The organism is Streptomyces sp. NBC_01335, from assembly GCF_035953295.1.
In the GTDB taxonomy this organism is placed as follows: Bacteria; Actinomycetota; Actinomycetes; order Streptomycetales; family Streptomycetaceae; genus Streptomyces.
Map to the genome: position 1 here is coordinate 5,400,193 of NZ_CP108370.1, position 14,961 is coordinate 5,415,153.

Below are 14,961 nucleotides of genomic sequence, written 5' to 3' on the forward strand. Positions count from 1 at the left end.
ACCTAAGCCCATGGGGGCACTCGCTGAAACAGGTGCTCCACGGAGTAATGTCCCACCTGAGAAGACGATCACGAGGAAGGACAGCTCCATGCTCTCCCGCCTGTTTGCCCCCAAGGTGAAGGTCAGCGCCCACTGCGACCTGCCCTGCGGTGTGTACGACCCGGCCCAGGCCCGCATCGAGGCGGAGTCCGTCAAGGCCGTCCAGGAGAAGTACCAGGCCAACGAGGACGCGGACTTCCGCACCCGCTCGGTCCTGATCAAGGAACAGCGTGCGGAGCTCGCGAAGCACCACGTCTCCGTGCTCTGGAGCGACTACTTCAAGGCCCCGCACTTCGAGAAGTACCCCCAGCTGCACCAGCTGGTCAACGACACCCTGAAGGCGCTCTCCGCCGCCAAGGCGTCGAACGACCCGGCCACGGGCCAGAAGGCTCTGGACCTGATCGCCGAGATCGACAAGATCTTCTGGGAGACCAAGAAGGCCTGATCCACGGCGAGTCCGTATGACCTGCGACTGCGCCGGTCCTGCGGGCAATCTGTACGCACCCGGTCCGCAGGACGCCGAGCACGGCGTCCATGGCGGACCGGGTGCGGTCTTCCGGAGGCTCGCGCGTGGGCGTGAGCCGTAGGATGGCGACCGCCGGACGCGTACAGCGGCAACCTGCTGTGCGTGCCCGACCCTCACGCCTTCCATCAGTCCCGCCCCCCGGGTGCGGAGCGGTTGAAGTGGCGCCAGTTCGCGGACCACCCAGTGCTGCGACATGGCGAACAAACTGATCTCGGTGCTCGGGAGCTGGTTCTGACGGTGACTTCCTGGCCGGCGCTCGCCGGAGCTGCCGCTTTCGCCGCACTCTCCGCTCAGTCCTGGCGTCGGGTGATCCGACTGAAGCGCGCCCCATCGGCGCCCATGGCACTGGCCCGGCTCTTCGGCCCGGCCGCACGACGCAGGCTGGAGCAGGCGTCATGGCTCAACGCCGTGTGCCAGAGCGGCGAACTTCTCGTACTGCGCTGAAGGAAGGCGGACCGTCCACGCCGGTAACACGGCTGGTCTTTCTCGCGGGCGTTCAGCAGTGCGTCCGGCCTCCTCCAGCGTGTACAGCGATCCCCTGTCCAAGGAGAACTCCAGGAGTGCGGGCGGCTCGCAGGAGTCAACGGTCGACTCGGTCCTTCGCCGGCTCGTCGGGCTCAGCCCGCCGCCCCGCCGCCCCCGGCCCTCGTCCACGTCCGCACCTCGACCACCGCGTCCACCGGCAGCGGCCCGTACAGGTGGGGGAACTCCTCGCCGCCCTCGGACATCGCCTCGTGGCGCAGGGGTGCGGTGAGGCGGGCCGGGTCGATGACCAGGACGATGAGCTCCACCTCCTCGGAGCCGTACAGCATGCGGGCCACGGCGGGGAGTTGGTGGGGGTGGGAGAGGTGGATGAAGCCCTCCTGCTGGAGGGTGCGGCCCCGGGTGGACCAGGTGTAGGTGCCGTCGTGCTGAGCGGCTGCCCAGAGGGCGGGTTCGGTGAGGTGGAGGAGGAAGTCGGTCATGCCGTCACGGTAGGGCGTGTGTCGAAAGTGGCGCCGTCCGCCCGGAGGGCGGGTCCGGCGGTGTCCGGTGCGTGCGGTCGCAGGCGGAGGGGCGCCCCGATACTGGGTGTATCGGGGTGCTCCCGACAACGCGGCGAGCGTGCGTGCCGGGCGTCGCCGGACAGGCGGGACTTTCGACACACGCCCCAGGCGCTCAGCCGGTCGCGAGCAGGCGGGCCTCCGCTTCCGGGGCGAGGCCGACCGGGGGGCGGTCGGGGCGCTGCGGGGCGACGCCGCCGATCGACTCCAGCCAGGTCCAGGTATCGGCGACGGTCTCGCCGACGGGGCGGCAACGCAGACCCGTGGCGAGGGCCTTGCTGACGTCGCCGCGGTGGAGGGTGTCGTGCATCTCCCCGGCGGGCAGCCAGATCGGGAGCTCGGTCCAGGGCTGCACGCCCGCCGCGAGGATGGTGTCCGGGTCGGTCCAGCGCAATTCGGCGTCGGAACCGGTGACCCGGACGCAGGCGTCCAGCAGCTCGCCCAGGGTGGCGTGACCGGACTCGCTGACCGTGTTGTACGGGCCGTGCAGGCCCTTTTCCGCCGCGTCCAGCACCCACGTGGCGAGGTCGCGGGCGTCGATGTACTGGAGCGGGCTGTCGTGGGGGCCCGGCGCCAGGACCGGGCCGCCCCGCGCTATCCGGGTCAGCCACCACGGCAGCCGGCCGATGTTCTCGTACGGGCCGAGGATCAGGCCGGGGCGTGCCAGCAGGGCGCGGTCGCCGAAGGCGTCGAGCGCGGCCAGCTCGCCGCCCAGCTTGGCCTGCGGGTACGGGACTTCGCCCGCCTCGTCGGCGGAGGCGCCGGACACCAGCGGGCCGTCCTCCGGCAGCCCGGCGGACGCCGGATAGGGGTGCACCGAGCGGGTGGAGACATACGTGTAGTGGCCCGCCCGATCCGCGAGCAGCCGGGCCGCGTCCCGGACCGCCACGGGAGCGCCGGACCAGGTGTCGACGACCGCGTCCCACGTGCCGCTCTCAAGCGCCGCCAGACCGACCTTGCCCGCCGTCCGGTCACCGTGCAGCGCCACCGTCCCGGGGATGGGCTTCTGGCGGCCGCGGTTGAACACGGACACGTCCCAGCCCCGCCCGAGCGCCGCCTCGGCGACGGACCGTCCGACGAACTCCGTACCGCCCAGAATCAGGATCTTCATGGTTCGACTCTGCCCCGGTCCGCGAGTGAAGGGAACCTGGCCTCGCTGTTGGCAGAGCGGGGAACGAACTCCGGCTTCCGGGAGTTCGGTGTGGCCGCGTGCGGACCGCTGTGACCTCTGTGAGCGGACCGAACAGGCCCGTCAGAGAGCCGGAGCGCGCAGCCGTACGTCCTGGGGCAGGGCGTCCCGTATCGCGGCCAGGGCCGCCGTGAAGTCGCGTTCGGCGCGCGCCGATTCGTAGAGCGCGCCGTCCAGGTGCAGGGCGAGGTGCACGTCCGGGTCCGAGCGGCGCAGGGAGAACAGGCAGCTCATCGTCGCGGGCCGCTCGGTCCCCCCGGAACCGGCGCCTTCCGCGACGATGGTCACCGGCTGGTCCCACTCCAGGACGCAGTCGGTCAGGGCACCGTCCGCGAGCGCGAACGAAGCGCCGTCCGGGAGCGGTTCCACCAGCGGCCGGAGGTCGTCGAGGCGTTTGCCCTCGAAGTCGACACCCCGGATGCGCAGCTTGATCACTCCGCCGTCCGCGAAGACGGTGGCCGCGTCGGAACCCAAGTGGTCCCGGTACCAGCCTGCCCACGACTCGTTTGTCATGAGCAGGGACTGTAGCCCCTGCTCACGGCGCGATTCGTGCCGCCCTCCCCTTAGAGTCTTGCGTCCGGACCAGGCCGGGCTCGCGTGCCCGGGTGTCGCACCTCGCGGCGTTGTCGTCGGTCGCCGACGCTCCGCGTCGACTCCCTCCTCCGCCTTGCGATGCACGGCACCCGATCCCGCTCCCTGATCCGGCCCGATCCGACCGGAAGACCCTGGGACGCGGCTCAGGAGGCGGTGAGCACGATCTTGCCGAACTGCTCGCCCGTGAGCATGCGTTCGAAGCCCTCGCGGGCCCGGTCGAGCGGCAGGACCGCGTCGACGACGGGCCGTACGCCGCTCGTCGCGCAGAAGGAGAGCAGGCCCTCCAGCTCGTCCTTGGAGCCCATCGTGGAGCCGACGATCTTGAGTTCCAGGAAGAAGATCCTGGTCAGCTCGGCGTGCGACGGCCGGTCTCCGCTGGTGGCGCCGGAGATGACTAGAGTGCCGCCGGGGCGGAGCGACTTCACCGAGTGGGACCAGGTCGCGGCGCCGACCGTCTCGATGACGGCGTCCACGCGCTCGGGCAGCCGGGCGCCGGGCTCGAAGGCGTCGACGGCGCCCAGCTCCACCGCCCGCTTCCGCTTGGCCTCGTCGCGGCTGGTCGCGTAGACCCGCAGGCCCGCCGCGCGGCCGAGGACGACGGCGGCGGTGGCGACCCCGCCGCCCGCGCCCTGGACCAGCACGGAATCGCCGGGGCGCACACCGGCGTTGGTGAAGAGCATTCGGTACGCGGTGAGCCAGGCGGTCGGCAGGCAGGCGGCCTCCTCGAAGCTCAGCTCCTTCGGCTTGGGCAGCACGTTCCAGGTGGGCACGGCGACACGCTCGGCGAAGGTGCCCGGGTAGCGCTCGGTCAGGATGGAGCGCGGCTCCTTCGGCCCGACCCCGTGGCCGGTCTGGCCGATCACCGAGTGCACGACGACCTCGTTGCCGTCCTCGTCGACGCCGGCCGCGTCGCAGCCGAGGATCATCGGCAGCCGGTCCTCCGTGATGCCCACGCCACGCAGCGACCAGAGGTCGTGGTGGTTGAGCGAGGCGGCGCGGACTTCGACGGTGGTCCAGCCGGGCCGGGCCTCCGGAGCGGGGCGCTCGCCCAGTTCCAGGCCGTTCAGGGGGTTTTCGCGGTCGATGCGTGCTGCGTAGGCGGCGAACATGTCCCGACCCTAGGCCCGGCCGCCGCCCGATCCAACCGGCTGCGGGTGTGACACGCGCCGCGCCGCCACACCTCTTGCGCGGACCCTCGCGTCACCCCGCGTGTCAACTAGGGTTGACGTGGCCCGAGCGTCAATGTACGTTGACATCATGACCGAAGCAACGGACCTGGCCGCACGGGCCGGGGATCGCGATCCACGCGTCGGACTGCGGGCCGTCGCCGCGCTGCGGCGGCTGCTGGAGCAGCTCGAAGCCGTACAAGTCAGAAGCGCCCGCGCCAAGGGCTGGTCGTGGCAGGAGATCGCGACCGAACTCGGGGTCAGCAGGCAGGCCGTGCACAAGAAGTACGGGAGGCATTGATGTTCGAGCGATTCACCAAGGAAGCCCGGGCCGCCGTCGCCGGAGCCGTCACCTTCTCCCAGTGCGCCGGGGAGGACAGCATCACCGAGGAACACCTGCTGCTCTCCCTCCTCGACCAGGACGCGGGCCGGGCCGCGTCCGCCCTCACCGCGCTCGGCGTTACCGACCGCCGGGCCTCCCTGGAGGCGGCGCTCGACGAGGCCCGGCGGCGGGGCGGCCTGACGAAGGCCGACACGGAGGCGCTGGCCGGGCTCGGCATCGACGTCGGCGAGATCGTCGCCAGGGTCGAGGAGGAGCACGGCGAGGGCGCGTTGGCGGAGGACGGCAGGGGGCGCCGTCGCCGCTCCGGCCGCCGGCCGCTCACCGCCGGCGCCAAGGGGGTGCTGGAGGGCTCCCTGCGGATCGCCGTGGGCCGGGGTGACCGCTTCATCGGCGGCGAGCACCTGCTGCTGGCGCTGGTCGTGCGGCCCGGGGTGGTGGCGGACGTACTCGCGGACCACGGCGCCTCGTACGCGGACGTGGAGCGCGCGCTCCACGGGGCGGGGCGCGAGGACGGGGGAGAGGCGCGGGCGGCGGCCGCCGGCTGACGCGCCAATGACAGCCGGCCGCCGGCCGCCAGCTGATGCGCCCGTCACGCGGTGAGGCTGCCACCCCGGAACCGGGGTGGCAGCCTCACCGCGTGACGGGCCCTCAGGCCCTCCGCAGGTCCTTGGGGCCGTCCTCGCCCGGCCGGTCACCCCTCCGCAACAGCGCGTCGACGCGGGAGACCGCCGTCGACAGGTGGGTGCGGGCCTCGGCCACCTGGTCCGCCGTGACACCCCGGTCGCGGGCCGCGTCGCGGATGTCGTCGCGGAAACGGTCCAGCAGCCGGTCCAGATCCCGGGCCGGATCGCCGGTGACCGGCACGTCCACGGCCCAGTCGGGCGCGGGGCCGGGCTCCGTTCGAGAGGCGGCCGGAGCGGCCGACGAGCCCGAGGTGGTCGAGGAACCCGAGTCGGACGAGGAGCCCGCAGCGGTCCCATCCGTGCGCGAGGGTTCCTGATCCGACGGCCGTGCCTCCGGGCTCTCCGTACGCGGGGGCTCGGGGCGGTCGGACGGCGGCCAGGGGGTGCTGGTCCTGGCGAGGCCGGCGAGGTGGCCGGTGATCTCGGCCAGGCCGTCGCGCACCCCGGCGGGCCAGTCGCCCCGCGCGAAGTGCTCCTGCACCTGGCGGGCGGCGTTCCGCATCTGCTCGCGGGCCCGCTCGTCGGCCTCCTTCGCCTGGCGGCGGGCCTGCTGGGCCTCCTCGCGGGCGCGCCGCGACTCGTCCTTGGCCCGGCGGGCCTGCTCCTTCCACTCCTGCTTGGCCTGGCGCAGCTCTTCCTTCGCCTTGCGCCAGGCGTCCTTCTCCGTCAGGTCGCCGAGGTTCCCCAGCCGGCCGAGGTCGCCCAGGTCGCCGATGAACGACTCCCACTCGCCCTTGGCGCCGCCGGGTTCACCGGATCCCGAGCCCGAGCCCGAGCCCGAGCCCGAGCCCGAACCAGAGCCCGAGCCCGAGCCGGAGCCGGAACCCGGGCGGTGGCGGGAGGCGGAGGCGGCGGCGCGCATGTCGCTGCGCAGCCGGCCGGCCGCGCCCCGGACGTCGTCGCGGATCTCGGCGGCCAGCTCGGAGACCGACTCGCGGATCTCCAGCTCCAGATCGGCGAGTTCGCCGGTGCGCCCGGCGAGTTCGGCGCGGCCCGCTTCGGTGATCGAGTAGACCTTCCGGCCGCCCTCCGTGGCGTGGGTGACGAGCCCCTCCGCCTCCAGCTTGGCCAGCCGGGGGTAGACCGTGCCGGCGGACGGGGCGTACAGCCCCTGGAAGCGCTCCTCCAGCAGGCGAATCACCTCGTAACCGTGGCGCGGGGCCTCGTCGAGCAGTTTCAGCAGGTAGAGCCGGAGACGGCCGTGGGCGAAAACGGGGGGCATGTCAGAGCGCCTTTCCGGTCGGCTCGGCAACGTACGGTTCATCCTCGGACGGCGGGCGGCGCAGCAGCGCGATCGAGCCGGACACGGTCGTCGCCCTCAGCTTGCCGGTGCCGGAGCCCAGTGTGCCGGTGATCTTCTTCGCGCCCCACTGGCCACTGACCCGCAGGTCCTCGAAGGCGTTGGAGACGGCGCCGCTCGCGGTGTTCGCCTCGACCCGGGCGTCCGCCGGGTGGGGCAGCCGGATCGCGATCTCGCCGGAGACCGTGGTCAGCCGGATGTCGGCCGGCGCTCCGGAGGCGTCGACGTCCAGCACCATGTCGCCGCTGACGGACTCGGCGCGCACCGAGGTGCTGGCGCCCTCCACCACGGTCAGGTCGCCGGAGACCGACGTGAACCGCAGGTCGCCCGTGACGGACTGCGCCTCCAGGCCACCGGAGACCGTCTCGCCGCGCACCTCCCCGGTGAGCCCGACGAGCGTGGTGTCGCCGGTGACGCCGCGTACGTCCGTACGGCCCCGGATGCCCGAGACGAACGCCCCGGCGCCGACGACGCCGACCTCCACCGACGCGGAGGCGGGGACCGCGAGGGTGACCGCCGCGCTGCGGGAGCGCCCGTTGCGGTCGAGCCACTTGAGGAAGCTCTTCCAGGCGAGGTCCTCGTAGGTCACGGTCAGGACGCCGTCCTCGAGGGTGACGATCAGCGGCGGGCCGTCGATGGCGGAGACCTCCAGCCGGGCTTCCGGCTCGTCGGAGCCGACCACGTTGACGGTGCCGTTGACGATCCGCACCTTGAGCGCGGTCACCTGCTCGGCGAAGGCGAGTTTCAGTGGCTCGGCGACGGTCCACGTCGACACAGGCATGGGTGTGACCTCCAGAGAGCATGGCACGACGCAACATATCGCGTCTCTCGTTCAACACGATATATCGCGGATGGGTGGAGTCAAGGGCGAGCGGTCCGGCCGCAGCGCCAAAAGGGGTCACATGCGGATGAATTGCCCTAGCGTGTGAGGCATGAACGCGACACCCGTGGGGGCGCTGCTGCTGTGCCGGGCCGACCCTGAGACCGTGCGCCCCCTGGCCCACCTCCTGCGCGAGCGGATGCTGATCACCCCCGCCGGTACGGAGTGGAGCGTGCTGGTGCCGGAGGGACGGGCCTGGCGGGACACCCCCGCCGAACCGGCCGAGCCCGTCGACCGGGTACTGGCGGGCTGGGCGGCGGCCCTCGCGGTCGCCGCCACCTGGCCGGTCGTCGCGCTCTGGTGGGACGACGCCCGGGCGGGCTGCACGCTGGCGTCCGGCTTCCGCCGCCCGGTGGGGTACGTCTGGCTGGCGGACGGCACCCCGGTCGGCGAGGACGAGGCGATGACCACGTTCGCGGCGCGGCTGGACCTCGACCCGGTCCTCGACGTACAGGCCCTGCAGACCCTGACCCGCCCCGACCCGCACGCGGACGGCTGCGCGCGGCTACGGAGACTGCTCGGCCTCCTCACCCGTACCGGGGTGGAGCTGCGGCCCGGGCTGGAACCGGGTCGGAGCGCGGAGGAACTGCGGGAGGCGGCCGAGGCGCTGCCGGGGACCGGGCGGGTCGAGTGGGCGGGCTGGCGCGACGCCGTACGCGTGGAACTCGACGCGGTGGAGGGCAGCGGCCTCGGCCCCTGGATGCTCGGCCCCCGGGCGCGGGCGGTGGCCACCACACAGGTGGCCGTCGGCGCCCCGCTGGCCCTCTGGGGGGCGTACCGCCGCAGCGGCGGATGGACGGCGGCCGGCACGCTCCTGCTCGCGCAGGGGGTGCTGGGACTCGCGTACAACGAGGTCAGAGCGGGGACGTTCGTACGGGAGACGGTGCCGCGCCGGTGAGCGGAGCCGCACCGGCGAGGACACCCACCGCGTGACTACTCGTCGTCGTCCTCGTCGTCCAGACGCGCCAGCCAGGTCGCCAGCCGCTCGACCGGCACCTCGAAATCGGGGTTGAGGTCGACGAAGGTACGCAGCTGCTCGGCCAGCCACTCGAAGGTGACCTCCTCCTCGCCGCGCCGCTTCTCCAGTTCCTCGATGCCACGGTCGGTGAAATACACAACGTGCTCCTGATGCCTGCGGATGTTCTGCCCTCTCAGAGTAGGGCGCGGTGGGATCTGCACGGGAACAGGGACCGGCCCCCACCGTGATGCTGAGGTGGGGGCCGGTCCCTGTCGACGGCTGGTACCGCCGGAGTGCGTACGACTGCCGGTCAGGCCTCGAAGACCTCGGCGACCAGCTGAGCCTGCTCCGCCTGGTGACGCTTGGCCGAACCGACGGCCGGCGACGAGCTGTGCGACCGCGAGATGCGGCGCAGACGCTCGTTGTGCGGGACGTCGGCACCCACGGCCAGGTCCAGGTGGTCGATCAGGTTGAGCGCGATGAACGGCCACGCACCCTGGTTCGCCGGCTCCTCCTGCGCCCAGAGGTACTTCTCGGCGTTCGGGTACTTGGCGATCTCGGCCTGGAGCTCCGCACCCGGCAGCGGGTACAGGCGCTCCAGCCGGATGATCGCGGTCTCCGTGTCGCCGCGCTTCTGGCGCTCGGCGTCGAGGTCGTAGTACAGCTTGCCGGCGCAGAAGACGACCTTGCGGACGCTCTCGGGCGTCACCGACGCGTCACCGATCACCGGGCGGAAGCCGCCGGTGGTGAACTCCTCCGCCTTCGAGGACGCCGCCTTGAGGCGGAGCATCGACTTCGGGGTGAAGACGATCAGCGGCTTGTGGTGCGGGTTGTGCACCTGCCACCGCAGGAGGTGGAAGTAGTTCGACGGCAGCGTCGGCATGGCGACCGTCATGTTGTCCTGGCCGCACATCTGGAGGAAGCGCTCCGGGCGGGCGGACGAGTGGTCCGGGCCCTGGCCCTCGTAACCGTGCGGGAGCAGCAGGGTGACGCCGGAGGTCTGGCCCCACTTCTGCTCGGCCGAGGAGATGAACTCGTCCACGACGGTCTGCGCGCCGTTGACGAAGTCACCGAACTGCGCCTCCCAGACGACCAGCGACTCCGGGCGGGCCAGCGAGTAGCCGTACTCGAAGCCCATCGCCGCGTACTCGCTGAGCAGCGAGTCGTAGACGTTGTAACGGGCCTGGTCCTCGGTCAGGTAGAGCAGCGGGGTGTAGTCCTCGCCGGTCACCTGGTCGACCAGCACCGCGTGGCGCTGGCCGAACGTGCCGCGGCGGGTGTCCTGGCCGGCGAGCCGGACCGGGGTGCCCTCCATCAGCAGCGAACCGATGGCGAGGGTCTCGCCCATGCCCCAGTCGATGGTGCCGTTCTCCACCGAGGCGGCACGGCGCTGCATCTGCGGCATCAGGCGCGGGTGCACCGTGATGTGCTCGGGGATGTTGACCTGGGACTCGGCGATCCGCTTGACGACCTCGGAGGAGATCGAGGTGTCCACGGCGACCGGGAAGGCCGCCTGCGGCTCGCGGACGTGCGGGGCGGCCGACTGCGAGGTGGCCTCGCGGACCTCCGCGAAGACCTTCTCCAGCTGGCCCTGGAAGTCCTGGAGCGCCTGCTCGGCCTCTTCCAGCGTGATGTCGCCGCGACCGATGAGCGACTCGGTGTAGAGCTTGCGCACCGAGCGCTTCTTGTCGATCAGGGTGTACATCTGCGGGTTGGTGAACTCCGGGTTGTCGCCCTCGTTGTGACCGCGGCGGCGGTAGCAGATGAGGTCGATCACGACGTCCTTGTTGAACGCCTGACGGAACTCGAAGGCGAGGCGCGCGACGCGGACCACGGCCTCCGGGTCGTCGCCGTTGACGTGGATGATCGGCGCCTCGATCATGCGCGCCACGTCGGTGGCGTACATCGAGGAACGCGAGGACTCCGGGGCGGCGGTGAAGCCGACCTGGTTGTTGATCACCACGTGCACGGTGCCACCGGTGCGGTAGCCGCGCAGCTGCGACATGTTGAGCGTCTCGGCGACGACACCCTGGCCGGCGAAGGCCGCGTCGCCGTGCAGGGCGACGGGCAGGACCGTGAAGTCCGTGCCGCCCTTGTTGACGATGTCCTGCTTGGCGCGGGCGATGCCCTCCAGGACCGGGTCGACCGCCTCCAGGTGCGAGGGGTTCGCGGCGAGCGAGACCTTGATCTGCTCACCGTCCAGACCGGTGAAGGTGCCCTCGGCGCCCAGGTGGTACTTCACGTCGCCGGAGCCGTGCATCGAACGCGGGTCGAGGTTGCCCTCGAACTCGCGGAAGATCTGCGCGTACGACTTGCCGACGATGTTCGCCAGGACGTTCAGGCGGCCGCGGTGGGCCATGCCGATGACGACCTCGTCGAGGCGGGCCTCGGCGGCGGAGTCGATGACGGCGTCGAGCAGCGGGATGACGGACTCGCCGCCCTCCAGGGAGAACCGCTTCTGGCCGACGTACTTCGTCTGCAGGAAGGTCTCGAAGGCCTCGGCCGCGTTGAGGCGGCGGAGGATGCGCAGCTGCTCCTCGCGCTCGGGCTGCGAGCGCGGACGCTCGACCCGGTCCTGGAGCCACTTGCGCTGCTTCGGGTCCTGGATGTGCATGAACTCGATGCCGGTGGTGCGGCAGTACGACTCACGGAGCACACCGAGGATGTCGCGGAGCTTCATCATCGACTTGCCGGCGAAACCGCCGACCGCGAAGTCGCGCTCCAGGTCCCACAGGGTGAGCCCGTGCTCGGTGATGTCCAGGTCGGGGTGCTTGCGCTGGCGGTACTCCAGCGGGTCGGTGTCGGCCATGACGTGGCCGCGGACCCGGTAGGAGTGGATCAGCTCGAAGACCCGCGCCGCCTTGGTGACGTCGTCGTCGTGCGAGGCGTCGATGTCCTTGAGCCAGCGGACCGGCTCGTAGGGGATGCGCAGCGCCTCGAAGATCTCGTCGTAGAAGCCGTTCTCGCCGAGCAGCAGCTGCGAGAGGACCCGCAGGAACTCGCCGGAGGCGGCGCCCTGGATCACCCGGTGGTCGTACGTCGAGGTCAGCGTCATGACCTTCGAGATACCGAGCTTGTTCAGGGTGTCCTGCGAGGTGCCCTGGAACTCCGCCGGGTAGTCCATCGCGCCGACGCCCATGATGAGGCCCTGACCGGGCATCAGGCGCGGCACCGAGTGGACGGTGCCGATGCCGCCGGGGTTGGTCAGCGAGGCGGTGACTCCGGTGAAGTCGTCCATGCCCAGCTTGCCGATGCGGGCACGGCGGACGATGTCCTCGTACGCCTGCCAGAACTCGAAGAAGTTGAGCGTCTCGGCCTTCTTGATGGCCGCGACCACGAGCTGCCGGTCGCCGTTCGGCTTGACCAGGTCGATGGCCAGACCGAGGTTGACGTGCTCCGGCTTGACCAGGGTGGGCTTGCCGTCCTTCTCCGTGAAGGAGTAGTTCATCGACGGCATGGCCTTGAGGGCCTGCACCATCGCGTACCCGATGAGGTGCGTGAAGGAGATCTTCCCGCCGCGGGCGCGCTTGAGGTGGTTGTTGATGACGATGCGGTTGTCGAAGAGCAGCTTCACCGGCACGGCGCGGACGGACGTGGCCGTCGGCAGCTCCAGTGAGGCGTTCATGTTCTTCGCGACGGCGGCCGAGGGGCCGCGCAGCGTCACGTACTCGGGTCCGCCGGTGGCCTCGGTCGCCGGGGCGGCCTTGGCGGGCGCCTTCGCGGCCGGCGCCTTCGGGGCGGGGGTCGCTGCCGGTGCCGCGGGGGCCACCGGGGCGGCGGGCGCGACGGGTGCGGCCGGAGCTGCGGCGGCGGGCTTCGCGGGGGCTGCCGGGGCGGCCTGCGCGGGCGCGGCCTTCTCGGCGGCGGGCGCGACGGCCGGCGTCACCGGGGCGGCAGGGGCCGCCGGGGCTGCGGCTCCGGGCTTGTCCGCCGCGCCGGAACCCGGCTTGTAGTCGGCGAAGAAGTCCCACCAGGCACGGTCGACGGAGTTCGGATCCTGGAGGTACTGCTGGTAGATCTCGTCGACGAGCCATTCATTGGCACCGAAAGCAGCGGCCGGGTTGATTCCCGGGCCTGCTTGGTCGGTCGAGATGGTCGAGTTACTGGGGGACTGAGACGACACGGCGGCAACCGCCCTCTTCCGCTTCACAAGGTGATGGACAGCGGGAATCAAGGCTACGCCTCCCGCGCCGTTCCTCGCAGACCGGGCCGCTCATCGTCGTGCACATCACATCTGAAGGCGGGTTTCGGAGCTCGGAATGGCGGGAAACAAGCGGGGTTCCGCTGCGCTTCGGGTAGTCAGGGACACGGCTGAGGCCCCACGGGCCGTACCCCTGGTGGTGAGGGACCAAGATCACGTCCCTTTTCGTTCGAACCATATGTCAACTGCGGGCCGGTGACATCCCCGGAAGGGTGATCTGAATCCGGCATCCATGTGTGGATTCAGCCACTCTGATGCGGCCACCGTGCAGATCCACCGCCCAGTGGGCGATGGCCAGTCCGAGGCCCGTGCCCCCGTCGCTGCCGGGACCGTGCGGGGACGGGTTCTGGCCCCGGTTGAACCGCTCGAAGACGCGATGGCGCTCGGCCTCCGGGATGCCGGGCCCCTCGTCGATCACTTCGAGTTCCAGGGACTCAGGTTGCGCGCTCGGTCGCGCCAGCACCGTCACACGGCCGTGCGGCGGACTGTGCTTCACGGCGTTGTCGATGAGATTCGCCACGACCTGGTGCAGCCGCTCGGTGTCCGCGAACGCCGTCATGTCCGCCGGGGACACGTCGAGGTGCAGATGGACGTCCGTACGCGAGTGGTTGCCGGAGCCCGAGGAGAGCCGGCGTCGCGAGGCCGCGAGGTTCGCTTCCTTGAGTACCCCGGCGAGATAGGGCCACACCTCGAAACGGCCGGCCTTGAGGGGGACGACACCGTTGTCCAGCCGCGACAGGTCGAGCAGCGTCTCCACCAGCCGGCCGAGCCGCTCCGTCTGCTGGAGCGCGGTCCGCATGGTCTCCGGGTCGGCGGCCGAGACCCCGTCCACCACGTTCTCCAGCACGGCGCGCAACGCCGCGATGGGGGTCCGCAGCTCGTGCGACACGTTGGCGACCAGCGCCTTGCGGTGCCGGTCGACCGCCTCCAGATCGTCCGCCATGCGGTTGATCGTCTGGGCGAGGTCGCCCAGCTCGTCGCGGCGCCCGGCCCCGCTGACCCGGCAGGTGTAGTCGCCGTGCGAGATCGACCGGGCCACCGCCCGCATCTCGTCCAGCGGAGCCGTCAGGCCGTGCGCGACGAACTGGGTTATCAGCAGCGTGGCGATCACCGAGAAGACGGTGATGAACTGGAACTCGGTCCGGGTCCGCAGCGCCACCACGAGCAGCCCCGTGGTGATGAACACGGACACCACGACGAGCGTCCCCAGCTTGGCCTTGATCGAGAACGGGCGCAGACCGGGCCCGGAGCGGGTCATGCTGCCGGGGTCTCCAACGCGTAACCGACACCGTGCACCGTACGGATGCGCTCGGCGCCGATCTTCCGGCGGAGCGCCTTGATGTGGCTGTCGACCGTGCGGGTGCCCGAGGCGTCCGCCCAGTCCCACACCTCGGCGAGCAGCTGCTCGCGGGAGAGCACCGCGCGCGGGGTGTTCGCCAGGCAGACCAGCAGGTCGAACTCGGTCGGCGTCAGGTGGACGTCGTCGGTGCGCACCCGGACCCTGCGCTGCGCGTGGTCGATCTCCAGCTCGCCCAGCCGCAGGATGCCGCTGCGCGGCGTCACGGCGGCCAGCGCGGCCCGCTCGACCCGGCGCAGCAGCACGTGCACCCGGGCCGCCAGCTCGCGCATGGAGAACGGCTTGGTCATGTAGTCGTCCGCGCCGACCCCGAGCCCGACCAGCATGTCGGTCTCGTCGTCCCGCGCGGTCAGCATCAGCACCGGCACCGGGCGCTGCGCCTGCACCCGGCGGCAGACCTCCAGGCCGTCGAAGCCCGGGAGCATGATGTCGAGCACCATGAGATCGGGCTGCCACGCCTCGGCCGCGTCCACGGCGGCGGGGCCGTCCAGTGCGGTCTGCACCAGGAAGCCCTCCGCCCGCAGACGCGCGGCGATGGCCTCGATGATCGTGGCGTCGTCTTCGACCACCAGCACCCGGCGCTGCGCTCCGGGGGTGGCCGCGACGCCGTTGTGGTTGGTGTGTGTCTGTTCCATCGCCCCGCCCCTGCCCGCTCCCGCGGAGATCATTCCTCCGGAGGATG

The 14,961-nt window shown here is 71.4% G+C and carries 15 protein-coding genes; 5 read left to right on the forward strand and 10 right to left on the reverse strand.

Annotated elements, in window-relative coordinates; genetic code table 11:
* Positions 1–88 precede the first annotated feature (88 nt).
* Positions 89–484: a superoxide dismutase, Ni gene (sodN, locus tag OG599_RS23360; RefSeq protein WP_266708992.1), complete on the forward strand. Its 396-nt coding sequence runs from the start codon at positions 89–91 to the stop codon at positions 482–484.
* 318 nt (positions 485–802) lie between these two features.
* Positions 803–1,009, forward strand: a complete 207-nt coding sequence (locus tag OG599_RS23365; protein WP_327177927.1) for a hypothetical protein — start codon at positions 803–805, stop codon at positions 1,007–1,009.
* A 173-nt stretch (positions 1,010–1,182) separates the two neighbouring features.
* Here OG599_RS23365 and OG599_RS23370 read toward each other — a convergent pair whose 3' ends face one another.
* From OG599_RS23370 to OG599_RS23385, 4 genes are all read right to left on the reverse strand, one after another.
* Positions 1,183–1,530 (reverse strand): DUF952 domain-containing protein, encoded by a 348-nt coding sequence (locus OG599_RS23370; RefSeq protein WP_327177928.1) that lies wholly within the window; start codon positions 1,528–1,530, stop codon positions 1,183–1,185.
* A 193-nt stretch (positions 1,531–1,723) separates the two neighbouring features.
* The gene (locus tag OG599_RS23375) at positions 1,724–2,719 is read right to left on the reverse strand and encodes an NAD-dependent epimerase/dehydratase family protein (protein WP_327177929.1); all 996 of its coding nucleotides are present in this window, start codon (positions 2,717–2,719) and stop codon (positions 1,724–1,726) included.
* A gap of 141 nt (positions 2,720–2,860) precedes the next feature.
* Complete coding sequence (locus OG599_RS23380) at positions 2,861–3,310, reverse strand: DUF6304 family protein (protein ID WP_327177930.1); 450 nt, start codon at positions 3,308–3,310, stop codon at positions 2,861–2,863.
* 224 nt (positions 3,311–3,534) lie between these two features.
* Entirely contained in the window at positions 3,535–4,500 is a 966-nt protein-coding gene (locus OG599_RS23385) for a zinc-binding dehydrogenase (RefSeq protein WP_327177931.1), read from the reverse strand.
* A 148-nt stretch (positions 4,501–4,648) separates the two neighbouring features.
* Here OG599_RS23385 and OG599_RS23390 point away from each other — a divergent pair, with 148 nt between their 5' ends.
* Together OG599_RS23390 and OG599_RS23395 are read left to right on the forward strand one after the other, a co-directional pair.
* A complete protein-coding gene (locus tag OG599_RS23390; protein WP_327177932.1) occupies positions 4,649–4,858 on the forward strand; it encodes a helix-turn-helix domain-containing protein in 210 nt (69 codons plus the stop codon).
* Entirely contained in the window at positions 4,858–5,445 is a 588-nt protein-coding gene (locus tag OG599_RS23395; protein ID WP_327177933.1) for a Clp protease N-terminal domain-containing protein, read from the forward strand. Before OG599_RS23390 ends, OG599_RS23395 begins: the two co-directional genes overlap by 1 nt.
* A gap of 103 nt (positions 5,446–5,548) precedes the next feature.
* Here OG599_RS23395 and OG599_RS23400 read toward each other — a convergent pair whose 3' ends face one another.
* On the reverse strand, positions 5,549–6,805 hold the full coding sequence (locus tag OG599_RS23400; RefSeq protein ID WP_327177934.1) for a PadR family transcriptional regulator: 1,257 nt from the start codon (positions 6,803–6,805) through the stop codon (positions 5,549–5,551).
* A 1-nt stretch (position 6,806) separates the two neighbouring features.
* The gene (locus OG599_RS23405) at positions 6,807–7,664 is read right to left on the reverse strand and encodes a DUF4097 family beta strand repeat-containing protein (RefSeq protein WP_327177935.1); all 858 of its coding nucleotides are present in this window, start codon (positions 7,662–7,664) and stop codon (positions 6,807–6,809) included.
* Positions 7,665–7,815: 151 nt separating this feature from the next.
* Between OG599_RS23405 and OG599_RS23410 the strand changes: the two genes are divergently transcribed.
* A complete protein-coding gene (locus OG599_RS23410) occupies positions 7,816–8,661 on the forward strand; it encodes a hypothetical protein (protein WP_327177936.1) in 846 nt (281 codons plus the stop codon).
* A 35-nt stretch (positions 8,662–8,696) separates the two neighbouring features.
* Here OG599_RS23410 and OG599_RS23415 read toward each other — a convergent pair whose 3' ends face one another.
* The 4 genes from OG599_RS23415 to OG599_RS23430 all read right to left on the reverse strand — a co-directional run bounded on the left by OG599_RS23415 (position 8,697) and on the right by OG599_RS23430 (position 14,914).
* Entirely contained in the window at positions 8,697–8,879 is a 183-nt protein-coding gene (locus tag OG599_RS23415; protein WP_019075209.1) for a DUF6104 family protein, read from the reverse strand.
* A gap of 152 nt (positions 8,880–9,031) precedes the next feature.
* Positions 9,032–12,844, reverse strand: a complete 3,813-nt coding sequence (locus OG599_RS23420) for a multifunctional oxoglutarate decarboxylase/oxoglutarate dehydrogenase thiamine pyrophosphate-binding subunit/dihydrolipoyllysine-residue succinyltransferase subunit (RefSeq protein ID WP_327177937.1) — start codon at positions 12,842–12,844, stop codon at positions 9,032–9,034.
* 259 nt (positions 12,845–13,103) lie between these two features.
* Positions 13,104–14,180 carry a HAMP domain-containing sensor histidine kinase gene (locus OG599_RS23425; protein WP_327177938.1) on the reverse strand — a complete coding sequence of 359 codons (1,077 nt, stop codon included), beginning with the start codon at positions 14,178–14,180 and terminating at the stop codon, positions 13,104–13,106.
* Positions 14,177–14,914: a response regulator transcription factor gene (locus tag OG599_RS23430; RefSeq protein ID WP_327177939.1), complete on the reverse strand. Its 738-nt coding sequence runs from the start codon at positions 14,912–14,914 to the stop codon at positions 14,177–14,179. The genes OG599_RS23425 and OG599_RS23430 overlap by 4 nt, the downstream gene beginning before the upstream one ends.
* Between the last annotated feature and the right edge of the window lie 47 nt (positions 14,915–14,961).

Coding starts and splice junctions, on each gene's coding strand:
- sodN (WP_266708992.1), top strand. CDS start 89: ATGCTCTCCCGCCTGTTTGCCCCCAAGGTGAAGGTCAGCGCCCACTGC.
- OG599_RS23370 (WP_327177928.1), bottom strand. CDS start 1,530: ATGACCGACTTCCTCCTCCACCTCACCGAACCCGCCCTCTGGGCAGCC.
- OG599_RS23375 (WP_327177929.1), bottom strand. CDS start 2,719: ATGAAGATCCTGATTCTGGGCGGTACGGAGTTCGTCGGACGGTCCGTC.
- OG599_RS23380 (WP_327177930.1), bottom strand. CDS start 3,310: ATGACAAACGAGTCGTGGGCAGGCTGGTACCGGGACCACTTGGGTTCC.
- OG599_RS23385 (WP_327177931.1), bottom strand. CDS start 4,500: ATGTTCGCCGCCTACGCAGCACGCATCGACCGCGAAAACCCCCTGAAC.
- OG599_RS23390 (WP_327177932.1), top strand. CDS start 4,649: ATGACCGAAGCAACGGACCTGGCCGCACGGGCCGGGGATCGCGATCCA.
- OG599_RS23395 (WP_327177933.1), top strand. CDS start 4,858: ATGTTCGAGCGATTCACCAAGGAAGCCCGGGCCGCCGTCGCCGGAGCC.
- OG599_RS23400 (WP_327177934.1), bottom strand. CDS start 6,805: ATGCCCCCCGTTTTCGCCCACGGCCGTCTCCGGCTCTACCTGCTGAAA.
- OG599_RS23405 (WP_327177935.1), bottom strand. CDS start 7,664: ATGCCTGTGTCGACGTGGACCGTCGCCGAGCCACTGAAACTCGCCTTC.
- OG599_RS23410 (WP_327177936.1), top strand. CDS start 7,816: ATGAACGCGACACCCGTGGGGGCGCTGCTGCTGTGCCGGGCCGACCCT.
- OG599_RS23425 (WP_327177938.1), bottom strand. CDS start 14,180: ATGACCCGCTCCGGGCCCGGTCTGCGCCCGTTCTCGATCAAGGCCAAG.
- OG599_RS23430 (WP_327177939.1), bottom strand. CDS start 14,914: ATGGAACAGACACACACCAACCACAACGGCGTCGCGGCCACCCCCGGA.